The organism is Pseudoalteromonas phenolica (assembly GCF_005876835.1).
In the GTDB taxonomy this organism is placed as follows: domain Bacteria; phylum Pseudomonadota; class Gammaproteobacteria; order Enterobacterales; family Alteromonadaceae; genus Pseudoalteromonas; species Pseudoalteromonas phenolica_B.
Genome location: NZ_PPSW01000022.1, coordinates 71127 through 90020 on the forward strand (window position 1 = coordinate 71127; position 18894 = coordinate 90020).

The following is an 18894-nucleotide window of genomic DNA, read 5'->3' on the forward strand; positions in this document are numbered from 1 at the left end:
TTTTTTTATTTTATTCCTTACAAGACATTGAATTAATATTATATTTCACTAGTCTTCATAATACTGAAATAAATTTAAGGAATGAAGATGAAGACTGTTAAAGCCAAGTTACTCAGCACAGTTTTTGGTGGATTAGCCTTAGTACTTCTCAGTGCAATGTTCGCGATTAACTCTGTTAAATATATTGCACAAGAATATGATGTTCTGATAGAAGAAGAGCTAAGTGCACAATTAAAAGTTAACCTCATCTTAAATACTTTCAAAACTCAGGTCCAAGAGTGGAAAAATATTCTTATTCGTGGTGAAAACCCTGATCAATTCGAGAAATATTTAAAGCAATTTACAGAACAAGAAAAAGTTGTACAAAACCTAACTTCTGAGCTTATGGCTGAAGCCTATTTGCCAGAAGCTATCCGGTCACAACTCAATAAGTTTAAAACTGAGCACAAGAAACTTGGCGAGCTATATCGTGTTGGTTTGTCTGATTTCGAGAATGCAAGTTTCAATACGCAAGTAGGTGACAAAGCCGTAAAAGGTATAGATAGAGCGGCTGCTACACAGCTAAAGGAACTGAATCAATCCATAGATAAGTATGTTGAAAAGGCCGTTAAAGTGCTGCGTGAAGAGAAGGAAAATGCAATCTTTGAAAGTACTGTAATTACCTTAGCTGTCTCTTTTGTTGTAATCGTGATCATGGCATTGTTAATTCAGCGTTGGATCACTCGCCCTATAAAAGTAGCGTCACAAGTTGCAACAGAAATATCTGACGGTAATTTAGAAAACAGCATCAACTCAACTAGTAAAGATGAGATTGGTACTCTACTCACTTCACTCGATAAGATGCAAACCAACATTCGTGAAGCTAATGAGCAATTGACCCAACAAATGCTCCAGCAAAAGTTACAGGCTGAAGAAAGCGGCCGAATTAAACAAGCACTAGATAACGCCTCTTCCCCAGTATTACTTTACAAAGCAAATAATGAAATTATTTACGCTAATAATGAAACAAATACACTGTTAAAGCGCTATCAGAGTATATTCAACAGCCCTTCAACACTGATTGGCTCTAATATTATTCAAATATTGTCGAGTAAGTATGAACAACAAATTGAGCAAGCTAAAACTCAACAAGTTCAATTCGAAATGAATGTAGAGCATGTTTACCTAAATATTACAGCGAGCCCTGTTTTAAATAATGCTAGTGATGTAATTGGTGTGGTCGTTGAACTCAATGATCTAACTGAGCAGAGAAACACAGAAAATAAAGTAGACGACATTATTAATGCTGCGGTAGCAGGCCAATTGGACGCCAGGTTAGACGTAGACAACCTAAACGGCTTTATGCTGACACTAAGCCAAGGCATCAACCGCTTGCTTGATGCCATTGTGTCGCCCGTCCAGCAAACAGAAAAATATCTCACAGCTATTTCACGTGGTGAAATACCAAATAAAATTGAAGGGAGCTACCAAGGCGACTTTTTAAAGATTAAGCAATCTTTGGAACAAAGTGCAAAAGCGATTAACTTATTAATTTCTGACTCAACGTATTTAGTAGATTCAGCTTTGGCTGGTGAACTTTCAAATCGCGCAGATAGCAATGCGCATAATGGAGAATTTAAATCTATCATCACTGGCATTAACCAAACTCTTGATGCCATCATACAGCCAGTCCAACTCACGTCTAGCTACCTTGATAATATTGCCGTTGGACAATTACCCAATGTTGATAAATCACAATTCAAAGGCGATTTTGAGAAAATTCTGACCAGTTTTGAAACTAGTATTCATGCCATTAACTTGCTCTTAAATGACACTTCAATGTTAGCTAGTGCTGCTAATTCTGGTGAGCTATCAAAGCGTGCCAATTTCGAGTTACACCAAGGAGCTTATAGAGATATAGTCTCTTCAATCAACGATACATTGGACGCCATCTCTACTCCATTGCAATCTTGTATCGGAGTAATGAATGCCTTAGAGCAAGGCGATCTAACTAAAAAAATCAATGGTAACTACTCAGGTGACTTTGCAAGTCTCAAAGACTCAGTAAACCAAAGTATTGAAAATCTTGCCGCTATGGTCACCGAAATTAATGAAACAGCTAATACCGTTGCGAATGCTTCAGCGCAAATAAGTCAGTCAACACAAGAGTTAAATTCATCCACAGAATCTCAAGCGGCTTCTATTGAAGAAACTACCGTCTCTATGGGTGAAGTGACTGATAAAGTCACTAGTAATACCAAACATGCACAAACCGCAAATGAACACGCACAAAATGCCGACCAACAAGCCATCGAAGGTGGAGAGTTAGTCAATAACACGGTTATTGCAATGAAGGCCATTAGTGACAGTTCAAATGAAATTTCTAATATCATTGAAGTAATCAATGGCATTGCATTTCAAACTAATCTACTTGCGCTCAATGCCGCCGTAGAAGCCGCACGAGCAGGCGAAAAAGGACGAGGATTTGCCGTGGTTGCCGCTGAAGTGCGTCAGTTAGCACAACGAAGCTCAGATGCTGCTAAAGAAATCTCTGGTTTGCTAAAAGACAGTGCCGACAAGGTTGAAAATGGTTTGATGCTTGCAGAGCAATCTGGTAATACCTTACGTGATATTGTAAGTAGCATACAGACTCTGTCGAAACTTATGAATGACATTGCATTATCAAGTAACGAGCAGTCAAATGGTGTATCACAAATCAATATTGCCATTAAACAAATCGACCAAAGTGTTCAGCAAAACAACTCGCTTGTCGAGCAAACCAGTCATGCTGGCGCATCTTTGGATAAACAAGCCTCGCACTTGAAAGCGTTAGTCAGTCAATTTACCGTGTAATATCAATTAAAAAAGCCGCGACCATGAAATGGAGCGCGGCTTTACAACCAGAAACTATTGTTGTTCTTATAATGCGTTTTCTAGTTCAGGCAACACATCAAATAAGTCTGCTACTAAACCATAGTCAGCAACTTGGAAAATTGGTGCATCTGGATCTTTGTTGATAGCAACAATGACTTTAGAGTCTTTCATACCCGCTAAGTGCTGAATTGCACCACTGATACCTACTGCAATATACAAGTCTGGTGCAACAATCTTACCTGTTTGACCTACCTGCATATCATTTGGAACGAAGCCTGCATCAACTGCAGCTCGTGAAGCACCTATTGCAGCACCTAGTTTATCTGCAATACCATTTAGTAGCGCAAAGTTTTCACCATTTTGCATACCACGGCCGCCTGAAATCACGACAGGTGCAGCATTTAACTCAGGACGCTCTGATTCAGTTTGCTCAACAGAAACAAACTCAGATAGGGTATTATCAGCACCACTTTCAACAGACGAATCAGCAACTGCAGCTTGCTCACCTTGCGCATCAAATGCACTTGCTCGCACTGTAATAATCTTTTTATCTTCTGCTGACTTAACAGTTGCAATCGCGTTACCCGCATAAATTGGTCGCTTAAATGTGTCTGCATCAATGACATCAATGATTTCAGAAATCTGCGACTTATCTAGTAATGCTGCAACGCGAGGTAACGTGTTTTTACCTGTGGTTGAAGCACTTGCTAGAATATGTGAGTAATCAGCAGCAATCTCTACAACTAAGTCCGCAGTACTTTCTGCAAGCTGGTGATCGAACACAGGCTTATCAGCAACAATTACTGCCGTAACACCTGCGATTTTAGAAGCCGATTCAGCGACAGCTGCGACTGAATGGCCTGAAACTAACACTGTAATATTGTCTGAAATCTTTGCTGCTGCATTGATAACTTTAGCTGTTTCAGGTTTTAGAGCGCCCTGCTCGTGCTCTGCAATTACTAATACACTCATGAGATCACCTTAGCTTCAGTTTTTAGTTTATTTACAAGCTCTGCTACATCTTCAACAATGATACCTGCTTCACGTTTAGCCGGCTCTTCAACTTTTAAAAGCTCAGTTCGAGGTGCTAAATCAACACCTAAGCTGTCAGCTGCAATTACGTCTAATGGCTTACGTTTTGCTTTCATAATGTTCGGTAGAGAAGCATAACGTGGTTCATTTAATCGTAAATCTGTTGTAACAACTGCTGGAAGTGATAGAGACACAGTTTGTAAACCACCATCAACTTCACGAGTAACTAATGCTTTACCACCTTCAACAACCACTTTTGAAGCAAATGTACCTTGGCTACGACCTGTTAATGCCGCAAGCATCTGACCAGTTTGGTTATTGTCAGAATCAATCGACTGCTTACCTAAAATAACTAATTCAGGTTGTTCTTGTTCTACAAGTTTACTTAGCAGCTTAGCAACGTGAATTGACTCAAGCTTTGCATCTGTATCGATTTGAATAGCTTTGTCAGCGCCTAGTGCTAGTGCGGTACGAAGCTGCTCTTGGCAAGCTTTATCACCAATAGACACAGCAATCACTTCTGTCGCAATGCCCGCTTCTTTTAATCGGATGGCCTCTTCTACCGCAATCTCACAGAAAGGGTTCATTGCCATTTTTACGTTCGTAAGATCAACATCACTGTTATCAGGCTTTACTCTTGCCTTGACGTTGTAGTCAATCACGCGTTTGATTGGCACAAGTACTTTCATAGTTACTCCATGATCTGGTTAATTCTTGAAGATGACGCTAACGTCAATACATTTATTTAATGCAATCAGCCTACTTCCTGTTGACGTAAACGTCAACCTAAAATAACCTTAGATTAACTTATAAAAAACTTAATATTTAAATAAACGTTTATTTGGCAATCCGTCAGCCATTTTAATGTGTTCAGAGTCATTTAATAGCGGTCAAGTTCAAGATTGCGTCATATAACTAGGTCACAATAAAACATTTAAACGTTTACGCTACCGTCAAGATAAGTGAGGATAATATGGTCGAACGCGAAACGATGGAGTTTGACGTTGTAATTGTTGGCGCAGGACCTGCTGGCCTTTCATGTGCAATACGTCTGGCTCAACAAGCACAACAAAAAGAACAAGAATTAATGATCTGCGTTGTTGAGAAAGGCTCTGAAGTCGGCGCACATATTTTATCTGGTGCTGTATTTGAAACTAAAGCACTGGATGAATTATTACCTGAATGGAAAAGTCTAGGTGCACCTATAAATACGCAAGTCACCGAAGACGAAATATATCTATTCAAAAATGAAGAAAATGCCACCAGCATTCCTCATTTTGCAATTCCAAAGACATTCAAGAATGATGGCAACTATATTGTGTCTATGGGTAATGTATGTCGCTGGCTGGCTGAACAAGCTGAAAGCTTAGGTATTGAGGTATTCCCTGGTTTCAGTGCCCACTCTCTCATTATTGAGGACAATCAAGTAAAAGGCATTGTTACAGGTGATATGGGTCTAGACAGAGAAGGTCAGCCGAAAGATAGCTACATGCCGGGTATGGAGCTTAGAGCAAAATATACTGTGTTTGCTGAAGGTTGCCGTGGTCATTTAGGTAAACAGTTAATTAAAGAATTTAAACTCGATGAAGATGCAACACCGCAACATTACGGATTAGGCTTCAAAGAGATCTGGCAAATTGATCCAAGTAAGCACAAAGAAGGCACAGTTGTACACGGCACTGGTTGGCCACTAACAGGCGACACAACAGGTGGTTCATTTATGTACCACGCTGAAAATAATCAGGTCGTTGTGGGTCTTATCATTGACTTAAATTACTCGAATCCACATTTGAGTCCATTTGATGAATTCCAACGAATGAAACACCACCCTGTGTTCAAAGAAACGCTAGAAGGTGGTGAACGTATCGCCTATGGTGCGAGAGCTATTGCAAAAGGCGGTTTCCATTCACTACCTAAAATGCATTTCCCTGGCGGCTTATTGATTGGATGTGACGCGGGTACATTGAACTTTGCCAAAATCAAAGGTAATCACACCGCAATGAAATCAGGCATGTTAGCTGCCGATGCAATTGTTGATGCGCTATCGCAAGAAAACCCAACAGCTGATTTAAATTCATTTGCCGAGTTATTCAAATCAAGCTGGTTATATGATGAGTTATACCAATCGCGCAACTTCGGTCCGGTCATTCATAAGTTTGGTAGTATTTTAGGTGGCGCGTATAACACCCTAGACCAAAACTTTTTCAATGGCTCTTTACCATTTACATTCAAAGATACAAGCTTCGACCATGCATGTATGAAGCATGCGAGTGAATGTGACACCATTAGCTACCCAAAACCTGATGGTAAGCTAAGCTTTGACAAATTATCTTCTGTATTTTTATCAAATACCAACCATGAAGAAGTACAACCTTGTCACTTGCAGTTAAAAGATAATGCTATTCCTATTAGCGTGAATCTTGCAAAATTTGATGAACCTGCACAACGCTATTGCCCTGCTGGTGTATATGAGATTTCTGAAAATGAAGGTGAGAAGCAGTTTGTCATTAACGCCCAAAACTGTATTCATTGTAAGACCTGCGACATCAAAGATCCTAATCAAAACATCACTTGGGTGACGCCTGAAGGGACCGGTGGTCCGAACTACCCGAATATGTAAAGTTGTATTCCTATACCTAAATTGCACAAGGGCCGAATGGCCCTTTTTTCGTTTTACAGACTGTTGACTATACTTAACATTACTTATCGTAATAGGTTGAAATATATGAATCAGCAATCTGAGCTTGTTTTTAGATTTTTAGCAGAACCCACGGATGTCAATTTTGGCGGTAAAGTGCATGGCGGCATTGTTATGAAGTGGATAGATCAAGCCGGTTATGCATGTGCTGCGGGCTGGAGTGGCAGTTATTGTGTCACCGTTTCGGTTGCAGGTGTCAGGTTTAAACGCCCTATTCTTGTCGGCCAAGTTGTAGAAGTCACCGCACAAATCGCACATACCGGTAAAACAAGCATGCAAATTTTCATCCGAGTAAAATGTGGCGATCCACAAAATAATATTCTATCTGAAAGTAATCACTGCATTATTAGTTTTATTGCGATGGATAAAGCAGGTTACCCTGTGCCAGTGCCACAGTTTGTAGCAAAAACCAAAGAACAGAAAAAGTTAGAGCAATATGCAATCAAAATGAAAGAAATAGCGATTGAAACTGAATCCTTGCTTCATCGCACAGTAGAGGAATAAAAGGTTTTAATTGAGAGCGTGCTTAGCCAGTTCATAAATAGTCATATTTGCAATGTCATTTATTTGCTGCTGATTATGTTTATTCGTTTTTAAATCATGAATTAATAGTGATTTTTGTTCTTCAATCAAAAGTTCAAAGTTTTTCGGGCTCACTAAGCCATCTTGGATCTGAGAAACAAGTTCATTTAGCTTTGTTTTTCTCGATATCAGTGAATCTTTAATCGAACTGTGTAACTCTTCACAGCTATATTTTAATATTACCTTTCTACATACGACATCAATATTGTGCTCAAATCCCATGTTCACTCTCATCACTCCCTTTTGAGTTATTACTCGTGCCCTTAAGGTTAAATACTGTTCTAGAAGCAAAATGATCTTTTAAGGCAGATGCTCTTGCACTCATCAATAATTCTCGCTCATGCTCAGGAGGTTGATGGTTACTGGCAATAAACCTAGATGCGTTTTTTTTATCGGTCATTTTTCTGTAACTTAAATGATAATTCAGACATAAGATTATGTCGGTTTGCAAAATAATCCAATTACACGCCATTACAGCTTCATTACATGGTTTATTTGCTTAAGAAAAGTTACAATCCGAACATCTATGTTTTTATATTTAGTTGCTTGTGGAAAACTACCAAATTGAGCCTGTCGGTTTTATTCAATCTCCTTATAAACAAAAATTTGCCATACCTAGACAGCCCCGTTTAGTGCCAGAGGCAAAAGCCAAACTTATCTTTAGTAAAGAATTTAGCCGCGAAGAGTTTGTTCGAGGTATCGAAGAGTTTACACACTTATGGTTGTTGTTTCGTTTTCACGAAACCGCTGACAAAGGCTATTCTGCGCTTGTACGTCCGCCCCGTTTAGGCGGGAATGAAAAAAAAGGCGTATTTGCAACCCGAGCCACTTTTCGACCAAATGGCATTGGCATGAGTGCGGTGAAATTAGAAGGTGTTGAATATAATAATGGTCAACTTGCTCTACTTTTATCTGGTATAGATTTACTTGATGGCACACCAATTATAGATATAAAGCCATATTTACCTTATTCAGATGCCATGCCTGAAGCTTCTGCAGGTTTTGCCGATACACGCCCTGAAACCTTAATGACTGTTGAGTTTTCAAAGCAAGCAGCTGAGTTTTTGGCAAAGCAAGCTGATAAATCACTGACAGAGTTTATTGCCAATGTACTTAAACAAGACCCTCGACCTGCTTACAAAAAACAAAAAGCAGGCACACAGACTTACGGAATGAACTTGTATCATTACAATATTCGATGGCAAGTCGACGGTGAACACAATCTTGTCACAGAAATCAGTATTGAACGTTAATAAACACTTTGTATGGGTCGTTAGCACTGCTAAACTAACGGCCATTTTCTAGAAAAACAAAATACTATACGAACGGAACCACCATGCGTACCAGTCAATATATTCTTGCGACTCTAAAAGAGACGCCTTCTGATGCTGAAATTATCAGCCACCAACTTATGCTTCGTGCAGGCATGATCCGTAAACTTGCATCAGGTTTGTACACTTGGTTGCCATCAGGCTTAAAAGTTTTACGCAAAGTTGAACAAGTAGTTCGTGAAGAAATGAACAAAGCCGGTGCAATCGAGTTACTTATGCCGGTTATTCAACCTGCTGATCTGTGGGAAGAGTCTGGCCGCTGGGAACAGTTTGGCCCAGAACTATTGCGTATCAACGACAGACATAATCGTCCGTTTGCGCTTGGTCCTACACACGAAGAAGTGATCACAGATCTAGTACGTAAAGAAATTAACAGCTACAAGCAGTTACCAATTAATTTCTACCAAATTCAAACTAAAGTACGCGACGAAGTACGTCCTCGGTTTGGTGTAATGCGTGCACGTGAATTCACCATGAAAGATGCTTACTCTTTCCATATGACAGAAGAGTGTCTGGATAATACCTACCAACGTATGCATAAAGCATACTGCAATATTTTTGAGCGTTTAGGTCTAGATTACCGTCCAGTAATTGCAGACACAGGGTCAATTGGTGGTAGTGTTTCTCATGAATTTCACGTGTTAGCAGAATCAGGTGAAGATGCAATCGCATTCAGTGATGCAAGTGATTACGCAGCAAATATTGAAAAAGCCGAAGCAGTTACACCTAGCGAAGTACGCCCTGCTCCATCTAAAGAATTAAACACATTCGATACCCCAGAAGCAAAAACCATTGAAGAGCTTAAAACAAAGCATGGTGTTAAAGCACATCGTGGTGTTAAAACCCTCATTGTTTATGGTGCATCAGATGAAAATGGAGAACGTGGTTTAGTTGCACTTATCGTTCGTGGCGACCATGAATTAAATGAGTTAAAAGCTGAAAAGCTATCACTTGTAGACTCTCCGCTAGAAATGGCAAAAGAGGAAGACATTGTCGCTGCCATTGGCGCTCGCCCTGGCTCATTAGGCCCTGTAGGTCTTGATATGCCAATTATTGTTGATCGCAGTGTAGATGTGATGGCTGACTTTGTTGCAGGCGCAAATAAAGATGGCGTGCATTACAGCGGTATCAACTTCGATCGCGATGTCACTGACTACACTGTAGAAGATATTCGTAACGTTGTTGAAGGCGATCCAAGCCCTTGTGGTAACGGCACGCTACATATCAAACGCGGTATTGAAGTAGGCCATATTTTCCAACTTGGCAGTAAATATTCTGAAGCAATGAATGCTGGCGTACTTGGCGAAAACGGTAAAAACCAAATCATGACCATGGGTTGTTATGGTATTGGTGTATCTCGTATCGTTGCTGCAGCGATTGAGCAAAACAATGATAAGTTTGGTATTAAGTGGCCAAAAACACTTGCGCCATTTGAACTTGCTATTGTGCCAATGAACATGCACAAGTCGCATCGTATTCCTGATATCGCAGAGCGTTTATACAGCGAATTCCAAGATGCTGGTGTTGATGTGTTATTCGATGACCGTAAAGAGCGCCCTGGTGTCATGTTTAATGACATGGAGTTGGTTGGTATTCCATACACACTTGTTATTGGTGAGCGTAACCTTGACGAAAATAAGGTTGAGCTTAAGAACCGTATAACCGGTGAAAAGCTAATGCTTGATATTGATTCAGCGGTTGCTGAGATCACGAAAGCTATCAAAGCTTAATCTCACAGCATCAAAAAAAGCGGCTATTTAGCCGCTTTTTTATTGTCTTCAAACGCTATTATTTTCGTTTTGGGCGAAAATAATCGGTATTAGTATAAAAATTTGCATCTTTGTTTTCTTCATACCATGAAGGAACGCCCAATAATGGTAAAGGTGACATCTTTTTATTGTCTTCTAATAACCCATCTGTGATCATTTGATAAAGCTGCTCATCTAAATAGTGATATTGCTGCTCTAAACTTAATTTGTAAAAACTTTCCTCAGCTTTTATACAAACTAACTTACCGGTAAGCCCAATAAATGGGTTGGTCATCATTTCATAGTTAGCGTGGCCAAATGTAAAAGGTAAATAATTTTTACCCCACTGCATTCTTTGTTCTACAAAAGCTTCTGACCATTGATGTGATTTTAGTTGAGAAATTATTTGATCATTATTAACCACTAATATAACGCCACACTCGTCAAATAATGTTATTGCATTTCTTTTTTTACTTCTTTGTTTAGTGCCATGCGCTTCTATTTCTTCAATATGCAATTCATTCAGAAGTGCTTTGGTTTTTGGAAATAAGCACCAAATGAAAGCGCCAAATAAGTCATGCCAATTTTGCTCACGTGTTGGCACTTGCCCTGTTTCGAAGATAATTGCTTCGTAGTATCGGGTTTCATTTTCTAATTCAGAGTTAGGCGTAAAGCGAATCTTTAATCCTTGTGGGTTCTTTAAGTCTTTTAACCCGTTTAACCAGTCAAAACTTGGCCAATCTGTATGTGAACAGAGGTTAAACAAAGTATTTAGATGCTCAAAAGCACCATTATTAAGACAGGATTGAGAGAATGTCTCTGAGGCAACAAATCTTTTCATAGGACTACAGACTTAAAAATTTTCGCGATTTTATCGTAAACTTGTCTTCACGCCAACCAAGGCGGTTAATCGCTTTAACTCGAACAAGCAGTCTAGAAATGTGTATACTTAAGCGATTTTAATTAAAAGAAAAAAGTGATTATGAAACTGAGAATAACACTTAGCGCAATTGCAGCTGCCGTGCTTGCAGGTTGCGTATCAACAAGTAACACATCTAACGATATTCAAGCCGCTTATAACAGCATTAACGAAACACAACTTGCAGAGCATATTAAAACACTCGCTTCTGATGAGTTTGAAGGTCGTGCCCCTTCTTCAAAAGGTGAAGAGCTTACCCTAGCCTACCTAACAAAACACTTTAAAGCACTGGGTTATGAACCTGGTAATGGTGATAGCTTCTTCCAAGAAGTGCCGCTTGTTTCAATTGAAGCAGACTCTGACATGGAGTTGGTAATTGGTGGCAAAGCTTACCAATACAAAAAAGAAATGGTCATGGGCACAGGCCGCATTAGCGAACTTGAGTCTATCAACAACTCTGAAATGGTGTTTGTTGGCTATGGTGTGAATGCGCCAGAATATGGCTGGAACGATTACGAAGGCCTAGATGTTAAAGGTAAAACGGTTGTAATGCTGGTTAATGATCCTGGTTTTGCGACCAAAGATCCAAGCATGTTCACGGGTGAAGCCATGACCTACTATGGTCGTTGGACATACAAATATGAAGAAGCAAGTCGTCAAGGGGCTGCGGGTGCCATCATCATTCATGAAACAGCGCCAGCTTCTTATCCTTGGAGCGTTGTTGAAAACTCTTGGAGTGGCGAGCAATTTGGCTTCCAAAAAGAGAATAAAAACATGGACCGTGTAGCAGTTGAAGGTTGGGTGACTGTCGATGTAGCTAAAGAGCTGTTCGAAAAAGCAGGTCTAAACTTTGAGGATGTTAAGAAGAAAGCGGCACAAGGCGCCTATCATGTTGATATGGGCGACTTAACCGCCTCAGTAACGGTTAAGAGCAAGATCAAGACATCAACGTCGTATAACTTTATTGCGACTTTACCTGGAAGCAAAAAGCCAGAAGAGCACATTGTTTACTCTGCGCACTGGGACCACTTGGGTATAGATAAAAACCGTAAAGGTGACCAAATCTATAACGGCGCGCATGATAATGCGACGGGTACTGGTGGTATGATTGAAGTAGCAGAAGCATTCGCTAAGCTGCCAACTCGTCCAGACCGTTCCATCACCTTCTTAGCAGTAACTGCGGAAGAGCAAGGCTTACTTGGCTCAAAATTCTATGCGAATACGCCGGTCATTCCAGCAAAACAGACCGTTGCTAACATCAACATGGATAGCTTAAACCTACTTGGTAAAGTGAAAGATATCAGCGTAGTGGGTATCGGTAAATCAAGCCTAGACGAAATGTTGGCTGATGCTGCTAAAGCTCAGGGTCGTGTAGTTTCTGGAGATCCACGTCCGGCATCAGGAGGTTATTACCGCTCAGATCACTTTGCATTCGCTAATATGGGTGTACCTGCAATGTACGCTGGTGGTGGTACAGAAGCACTCGATGAGGCAACAGCAAACTATCGTAAGAAAATGAGCTTAGTACTGCGTGGCTGCTATCACCAACCGTGTGATAGATACCGTGATGAGTGGGATTTAAGCGGTGCAGTTCAAGATTTGCAGTTGTTCTTCCAAGTTGGCTATGACGTTTCTCAACAAGCTGAATGGCCAACATGGAAAGCCGGTGCTGAATTCAAACGCAAATAAACCCAAATGAGATTGATTTTTATTTAAATTAAGACTAAAGTGCAACTGATAATATTTATTGGTTGCACTTTATGAACACTCTCACAACGTTAAGGCATTCGCCTGTTCTTAATTCGCTTGCATTCATGCTTGCCAATAAACGACTTGTTTTACCTGTTTTTATACTGCTGTCTTTACTCTATGAACCAATAAGACCTATTACAATACCTACTCTTGCAGATGCATTTTTTCAGGTCACTGTTTTCGTCGCCGCAACCTTATTCATCTATTACTATTTAGTTGACAGATTACCTCAGCTTGAACTCAGTTACTTAAAAGCAAAATCACCTACATTAGAAATTACCTTCGCAGCAATACTCGGCGCATTACCAGGTTGTGGTGGAGCTATTATTGTAGTTACTCAATTTACCAAGAAACAAGCCAGCTTTGCTTCTGTTGTCGCTGTATTAACTGCGACCATGGGAGATGCTGCTTTTCTACTGTTAGCTAAAGACCCTATTGCTGCTTTAAGTGTAATTAGTATCGGCGTTGTTACAGGCATAATAAGTGGTTTAATTGTCCATTTGTTCCATGCAGATTCATTTTGCTATCCTCAAAAAGCTGCAAACTATGCACATGATTGCATGAAATCTAATAAGGCCATTCATGTTGGTGAAAAGTTATGGAAGTTTTTTCTAGCGCCTTGTGTGGTTATATCTTTACTCATTGCATTTAATGTAGATTTCGGCGAGTTTGATAATGCCATCACTTATTTTGGTGCTTTGTTTGCTGCTATCGCAGTCACCATTTGGGCATTTTCTTCAGAAGGTAAAACCTATCAACAAATTGCTGCTGAAGATGAGGAAGTATCACCGCCTAGTAAGTTTTCTCGAATAATACAAGATACCCACTTTGTAACAGCCTGGGTCATCGCGAGCTTTATGCTTTATGAAATTGCAGTGAGTGTGTTTGGACTAGACCTTAGAGCTTGGTTTAGTGAATATGCGATTTATGCCCCGCTCATTGCTGTTGCAATCGGTTTATTACCTGGTTGTGGCCCTCAAATAGTCATCACCACATTGTATATACAAGGTATTATCCCATTTAGTGCTTTAGTTGGTAATGCTATATCAAATGATGGAGACGCGCTTTTCCCTGCTTTAGCAATGGCACCTAAGGCAGCTTTAATTGCCACGTTATATTCAGCAATCCCTGCATTATTAGTGAGTTATATTTTGTTTTGGTATTTATAATCAAGGTTTAACACTTGTATAGACAAGAAAAAAGCCTTTAGGGTTTGCTCTAAAGGCTTCATTGTTTTTTTAAAGTATCAACATTAATTCATGACAGGCTCTGCAGCTACATTTTTCGAGTAAAGATTAAAACACCACAACGCAATAGATGTGACGCCGGCAATGGCAGCAAATAGTAACCACATCAGTTCTGGTTTATTCATACCTAATGCTAGATTCGCATAACTCCAACCTGACAAAAATCCTGCACACAAAAAACCTAATGCCATAGAAACAAAGTAATAACCCATATACAAGGCTGCTTGCTCTTTCGGTGCTATGCTTGCAACATATTCTTGACTCTTTGGTGAGGTAAGCATTTCACCTAATGCAATTAATAAGATCACAACTGTAATCACCCAGCCTACCATATTGTTTTGAGAGCCAATTAAGAATATGAATGCAGCCGCAATGATGATGAGTCCAGCAATTAGCACATAGATAGATTTAAACCTTTGACAAAGCAAACTCACAAATATTTGTAGCAAAACGATTGCAGCAAAGTCTAAGTTAATTAGATACTCAGGGTTAACCTGTCTGTATGCTAAAAGATGAGCTGTATAGTTTTGTATTTGTGTACTATTTAATTCGTTTGTATTGTCTGCAATTAAACGTAACTCTGTCACCAAATTTGCTAACTCATTAGTTGGCACATTTACTTTTAAATGCACCCACTCCAGCCTCAAAGTTTCAAATTCAATGGCATTACTCATCTTAATATCATTAAATAAAGTCACTATAGCTGCAGATATTTTTTCTTCATCTACGAAGGCAAAGAAATCAACTGCTCCCTGCCCAAATAATGATAAGAACTGAACTAAATCTTTGGTATCAACAAAGTCACGAATAAACAGCGGTACGGTGTAAAAAAGTTGGTTATAGACAGTCCAAAAACCCGTTAATATCGCAAGATAAATCGCGAATTTAGCATTACTGACTTTTACTTTCTCTTGCCACCAGCATGATGCACTTTCTTTTGCAAATAAATTCCAAACTACATTTGATATAAGCCAAAGTACAATGGCCAAAAACGCTTTAGGGTAAGTTAACCACTCAACACCCGCACACATTAGTAGTACGATAGAAACAAATAAAACCAAAGCAAAACGACCATTCCCTAACACACTTTGTGCCTCATTTATCGTTTCTTTTAAGCTTTTATCGCTTTGCTTTTTAAGTGATGGTGGGTTCTTGTAGAAGAATAAAACTGGCACAAAATTTAATAGTATCCAAGCCGCCGACATCATAAATACCGCATCCCAACTTATCGCTCTCATAGAACCAGCTATAAGCGGACCTAGAAACCCACCGACGTTAACCATGGTATAGAATATACCAAAGCCCAGCCCTCTATTTTGGTCATTAGTGCTATGAGCAATCGTGCCAACAACGACTGGCTTAAAGCATGCAGCACCTAAAGCGACAAAGCTGAGTACAATAAAAAATGGCCAGAAGTCTTTGACTTGCCCTAGTAAGAAATAACTCGGCGCCATAATTACAAAAGAAATGACAAACATTTTTTTATAACCAATTCGATCACCAAGCGCACCAGTTAGAACAGGCAATAAATACAAAAAGAAAGGAATGATCCCTTGAATTGCTCCTCTCTCAATATCAGAAAATCCGACACCACCTTGTGACTTTGGTGTCGTCATATAAATAGATGACACTGCAAAAAAACCATACCAAGCTAATCGCTCAAAAATTTCCATGATATTGGCAATATAAAAGCTCTTTCCAAATCCCGCTTTATGATTAGAGTACACTTTAACTCCCCCTCTTATTTTGCATACAATATACCACCAAAACATAGAGTGATGTAAAGCATTAATTCTTAGAGGGAGATCTTTAAAAATAACTATTCTTTTTTCATAAATAGTAGACAGTAATAATGACCCGATTGAGTAAGTGATCTATTTTAAGGCAAGAAAACTTGTTGGTAGCACTGTTCACGCGTCGTGATATCCCTGAGGTACCTACATCTATAAAGGTAAGGCAAATATTTCGTCATTCTAAATGAGAAATCTATAGCGCAGCTATCACCAGATTTAATCCCTAAAAAATGATTAAGTGTTAGTGCGGTTAGTATTATAAAGTCATTAACTCATAACTGCTTTCGAAGCATCAGACATCGCATTGACTAAAAGGTCTAAAAGTACATCAACACCTTCCAAGCTACCGCTTTTCAGTAATTCATCAAGTTGTGTCGCATAGTTATGAATTTCATAGCACTCAAACATACCAGCAGTCCCTTTGATGGCATGTACATGCCTTTTCAATGCCACAAAATCACTATTTTCATAACTTGAGTGCAATAGGTGTTTTTGTTCCTCTAACCCCTGAAGATAGTTATTCTGTAGAGCTTCAAATTCACCGATAGGCAGGCTTAACTCTTCTACTTCTAGGTTGAGATAATGACTGATTTTCTTATGGAACTTTGTTCTGTCGATGGGTTTTGATAAATGATCCGTAAAGCCCATTTTTAGATAACGCTCTACTTCATGGGTCATGGTATTAGCGGTTAATGCTAATACGGGTGAACTAACCCCAGTTGCTTGGATAAACTTAAAAGCTTCTTCACCGTCCATTATAGGCATTTGTATATCCAATAAGATTAAATCAAACTCATGATCTAAAACAGCTTGAACGGCTTCTTGCCCATTTTCTGCTGCGATCACCTGAAGCCCCATACCTTCAAGTATAATGGTGATAAGCTTTCTGTTATCAGGATGGTCTTCAGCAAGCAATACTTTGCCTTTAAGCGTGCCCGATGTATCTATAGATTGTAAATCTAATTTAGATTGCGGAAGCTCATTTAGGTTGCCCACCCATTGAGTATCTTTGGTTGTATATAAACCTAACTCAAGTGTAAATGTTGTCCCAGAGCCAACATTACTTTCAACGGTAATATCACCATCAAGCTTACGAGCTAAACTCTTGGATATGTTAAGACCTAAGCCTGTACCGCCATAACGGCGTGTGGTAGATGTGTCTGCTTGGTGGAATGCAGTAAACAATGATTTAATTTCATCTTTGGTCATGCCTATTCCAGTATCTCTCACCGAAATTTTCAACTTTTCGTCACCACATGACACATCAATACTTATCTTACCCACACTGGTAAATTTTAATGCATTTGAAGTTAGATTTAGCAATATTTGTCTAAATCTGGTTGGATCAATAACAATCAAATTAGGCAAAGGAAAATGATAATTTAATTCAAATTCTAAGCCTTTATCCCTTATCTGTTTACCAAGGAGAGATTCAATTTCAGCAATACATCTAAACATATCTGCTTCAATTAGTTCTACTTCCAACCTATTGGCTTCAATCTTAGACATATCCAAAATGTCATTTATCAAGTTTTGTACATGTCTGGCATTTTGGAGAATGACATTGATAGCATGCCCTTTTTCAGAAGGCTTTATGTCACCAAGCAACATGCCATCTGCATAACCAATAATTGAAGTCATCGGCGTTCTAATTTCGTGACTCATATTTGCTAAAAATCGACTTTTTGCTTCACTGGCATCACGTAATTCTGAAGCTAAATCTTCTAACTCCTGAGTCCTTTGTAGTACTTTCAATTCTAGGTTTTTGTTCAGCTCAATATTTTCTAAATTGGTTAATCTAAACTTATCTGCAACAGCGAATGCCAACAACAGCGCATCCATTGCTGTCCCTATTAGCCCAAGTAGGTAGAGGTTTAAACTAGATGGGGGCAACACGCCAAGATTGGTTAGATTGCCAATCATGTTTGGAATGGCCATTGCGACATAAGCAAGTACAAAATACCTTGCTGGTTTAAAGCCTTCGCTTATTCGCAAAAAACCAACATAGAGCCCCAAACAAAGCGTTACACCAGTTACGATTGTGGCCCATAGGAAACCAAAACTTGGAAACAACATCGCCATTGGTATCCCACACGCTGCTATAACACCAAGTACCAGCGACCCATTGGTTAATTTTGGGTGGGTTTCTTTAAGTTTAAGTAAGTTAATATAAAACAGGATATTCGTTAGCGGCGTTAAGGCAAAACCAAGCCAGTGTAAGTTCGGCGAATAAAGGCCAAATAGTTGATCTGAAATATGGAAAAAGTGACTCCATGCAAAGACCCAGCAAATAGCAAATAATGCGTAATATAAATGCGTTTTGTCTTTTGACCCGAAGTAAATAAGTAGATTGTAAAAGCCTAGAACTAAGCCGACACCAAAGCATAGAATCATTACCAAGTTTTCAATAACGACTAAACGCTCGAACTCAGCTTTAGGTTTAATGACAAATTTAATTGGTGTGTAAAAAAAGTCACTTTCAAAAGACGTTACCAATACATATTTTTCATTCGGGTTGAGTCGAATCGAGTTACCGTAATGAAAGGCAAATTCATTACTGACTTCCCCCCCTGTCGCAATAGTTTGAATTTCGCCTTCTTCACTATAGAGCTTACTTTCAATTCTTGATACAACGGTATTGTAGGGGTATAAGACAAACTCTGTGTCATTGGTATGATTTACAAGTTCTGTAATAAGCCAGTACTTTCCTCCAAAAAGCGCCCTCTTTGGCAGTATCTCAAGGCCTTGTTGCCACTCTTTTACAGATTGAAAGCTTGTAGGAAACGCCACATTTTCTTGCGACTTTAAAAGTAAGGCTAAATCATGCAAGTTTGTTTCTTGCATGTTATGGTGATAATTAAATGTCTGTGCGTGTGACACAGCACACACAATACTCAATATAATTAGCGTAATAGAAAGTATCAATTTACGCATTTAGC

Annotated in this window: 14 protein-coding genes; 7 read left to right on the forward strand and 7 right to left on the reverse strand. The window is 39.3% G+C overall.

Going from position 1 to position 18894, the window contains the following annotated elements; translation table 11 throughout:
• Positions 1-87 precede the first annotated feature (87 nt).
• Positions 88-2832, forward strand: a complete 2745-nt coding sequence (locus C1E24_RS13665) for a methyl-accepting chemotaxis protein (protein ID WP_138482330.1) — start codon at positions 88-90, stop codon at positions 2830-2832.
• A gap of 66 nt (positions 2833-2898) precedes the next feature.
• Here the strand turns inward: C1E24_RS13665 and C1E24_RS13670 are convergent, their stop codons facing one another.
• Together C1E24_RS13670 and C1E24_RS13675 are read right to left on the reverse strand one after the other, a co-directional pair.
• Complete coding sequence (locus tag C1E24_RS13670; RefSeq protein ID WP_138482332.1) at positions 2899-3825, reverse strand: electron transfer flavoprotein subunit alpha/FixB family protein; 927 nt, start codon at positions 3823-3825, stop codon at positions 2899-2901.
• Complete coding sequence (locus C1E24_RS13675) at positions 3822-4574, reverse strand: electron transfer flavoprotein subunit beta/FixA family protein (protein WP_138482334.1); 753 nt, start codon at positions 4572-4574, stop codon at positions 3822-3824. Before C1E24_RS13675 ends, C1E24_RS13670 begins: the two co-directional genes overlap by 4 nt.
• 284 nt (positions 4575-4858) lie before the next feature.
• Between C1E24_RS13675 and C1E24_RS13680 the strand changes: the two genes are divergently transcribed.
• Together C1E24_RS13680 and C1E24_RS13685 are read left to right on the forward strand one after the other, a co-directional pair.
• Complete coding sequence (locus tag C1E24_RS13680) at positions 4859-6505, forward strand: electron transfer flavoprotein-ubiquinone oxidoreductase (protein ID WP_138482336.1); 1647 nt, start codon at positions 4859-4861, stop codon at positions 6503-6505.
• A 105-nt stretch (positions 6506-6610) separates the two neighbouring features.
• Positions 6611-7087 (forward strand): acyl-CoA thioesterase, encoded by a 477-nt coding sequence (locus tag C1E24_RS13685; protein ID WP_138482338.1) that lies wholly within the window; start codon positions 6611-6613, stop codon positions 7085-7087.
• A gap of 6 nt (positions 7088-7093) precedes the next feature.
• Here C1E24_RS13685 and C1E24_RS13690 read toward each other — a convergent pair whose 3' ends face one another.
• Together C1E24_RS13690 and C1E24_RS13695 are read right to left on the reverse strand one after the other, a co-directional pair.
• Positions 7094-7393: a hypothetical protein gene (locus C1E24_RS13690; RefSeq protein ID WP_171040895.1), complete on the reverse strand. Its 300-nt coding sequence runs from the start codon at positions 7391-7393 to the stop codon at positions 7094-7096.
• On the reverse strand, positions 7377-7565 hold the full coding sequence (locus tag C1E24_RS13695) for a hypothetical protein (RefSeq protein WP_138482342.1): 189 nt from the start codon (positions 7563-7565) through the stop codon (positions 7377-7379). The genes C1E24_RS13690 and C1E24_RS13695 overlap by 17 nt, the downstream gene beginning before the upstream one ends.
• A gap of 148 nt (positions 7566-7713) precedes the next feature.
• On the opposite strand from C1E24_RS13695, the gene tsaA reads away from it, so the two are divergent.
• Positions 7714-8418, forward strand: a complete 705-nt coding sequence (gene tsaA / locus C1E24_RS13700; protein ID WP_138482344.1) for a tRNA (N6-threonylcarbamoyladenosine(37)-N6)-methyltransferase TrmO — start codon at positions 7714-7716, stop codon at positions 8416-8418.
• A gap of 83 nt (positions 8419-8501) precedes the next feature.
• Positions 8502-10226 (forward strand): proline--tRNA ligase, encoded by a 1725-nt coding sequence (locus C1E24_RS13705; protein ID WP_138482346.1) that lies wholly within the window; start codon positions 8502-8504, stop codon positions 10224-10226.
• Between the two features lie 58 nt (positions 10227-10284).
• Here C1E24_RS13705 and C1E24_RS13710 read toward each other — a convergent pair whose 3' ends face one another.
• On the reverse strand, positions 10285-11085 hold the full coding sequence (locus C1E24_RS13710; protein WP_138482348.1) for a DUF3025 domain-containing protein: 801 nt from the start codon (positions 11083-11085) through the stop codon (positions 10285-10287).
• 141 nt (positions 11086-11226) lie between these two features.
• Here C1E24_RS13710 and C1E24_RS13715 point away from each other — a divergent pair, with 141 nt between their 5' ends.
• Positions 11227-12852 (forward strand): M28 family metallopeptidase, encoded by a 1626-nt coding sequence (locus tag C1E24_RS13715; protein ID WP_138482350.1) that lies wholly within the window; start codon positions 11227-11229, stop codon positions 12850-12852.
• Between the two features lie 71 nt (positions 12853-12923).
• A complete protein-coding gene (locus C1E24_RS13720; RefSeq protein WP_138482352.1) occupies positions 12924-14084 on the forward strand; it encodes a putative manganese transporter in 1161 nt (386 codons plus the stop codon).
• A gap of 83 nt (positions 14085-14167) precedes the next feature.
• Here C1E24_RS13720 and C1E24_RS13725 read toward each other — a convergent pair whose 3' ends face one another.
• Together C1E24_RS13725 and C1E24_RS13730 are read right to left on the reverse strand one after the other, a co-directional pair.
• The gene (locus C1E24_RS13725) at positions 14168-15835 is read right to left on the reverse strand and encodes an MFS transporter (RefSeq protein ID WP_240722024.1); all 1668 of its coding nucleotides are present in this window, start codon (positions 15833-15835) and stop codon (positions 14168-14170) included.
• Between the two features lie 387 nt (positions 15836-16222).
• Complete coding sequence (locus tag C1E24_RS13730) at positions 16223-18889, reverse strand: 7TM diverse intracellular signaling domain-containing protein (RefSeq protein ID WP_138482356.1); 2667 nt, start codon at positions 18887-18889, stop codon at positions 16223-16225.
• Positions 18890-18894: the final 5 nt, after the last annotated feature.

Coding starts and splice junctions, on each gene's coding strand:
- C1E24_RS13665 (WP_138482330.1), top strand. CDS start 88: ATGAAGACTGTTAAAGCCAAGTTACTCAGCACAGTTTTTGGTGGATTA.
- C1E24_RS13670 (WP_138482332.1), bottom strand. CDS start 3,825: ATGAGTGTATTAGTAATTGCAGAGCACGAGCAGGGCGCTCTAAAACCT.
- C1E24_RS13675 (WP_138482334.1), bottom strand. CDS start 4,574: ATGAAAGTACTTGTGCCAATCAAACGCGTGATTGACTACAACGTCAAG.
- C1E24_RS13680 (WP_138482336.1), top strand. CDS start 4,859: ATGGTCGAACGCGAAACGATGGAGTTTGACGTTGTAATTGTTGGCGCA.
- C1E24_RS13685 (WP_138482338.1), top strand. CDS start 6,611: ATGAATCAGCAATCTGAGCTTGTTTTTAGATTTTTAGCAGAACCCACG.
- C1E24_RS13695 (WP_138482342.1), bottom strand. CDS start 7,565: ATGACCGATAAAAAAAACGCATCTAGGTTTATTGCCAGTAACCATCAA.
- C1E24_RS13705 (WP_138482346.1), top strand. CDS start 8,502: ATGCGTACCAGTCAATATATTCTTGCGACTCTAAAAGAGACGCCTTCT.
- C1E24_RS13710 (WP_138482348.1), bottom strand. CDS start 11,085: ATGAAAAGATTTGTTGCCTCAGAGACATTCTCTCAATCCTGTCTTAAT.
- C1E24_RS13715 (WP_138482350.1), top strand. CDS start 11,227: ATGAAACTGAGAATAACACTTAGCGCAATTGCAGCTGCCGTGCTTGCA.
- C1E24_RS13720 (WP_138482352.1), top strand. CDS start 12,924: ATGAACACTCTCACAACGTTAAGGCATTCGCCTGTTCTTAATTCGCTT.
- C1E24_RS13725 (WP_240722024.1), bottom strand. CDS start 15,835: ATGGAAATTTTTGAGCGATTAGCTTGGTATGGTTTTTTTGCAGTGTCA.
- C1E24_RS13730 (WP_138482356.1), bottom strand. CDS start 18,889: ATGCGTAAATTGATACTTTCTATTACGCTAATTATATTGAGTATTGTG.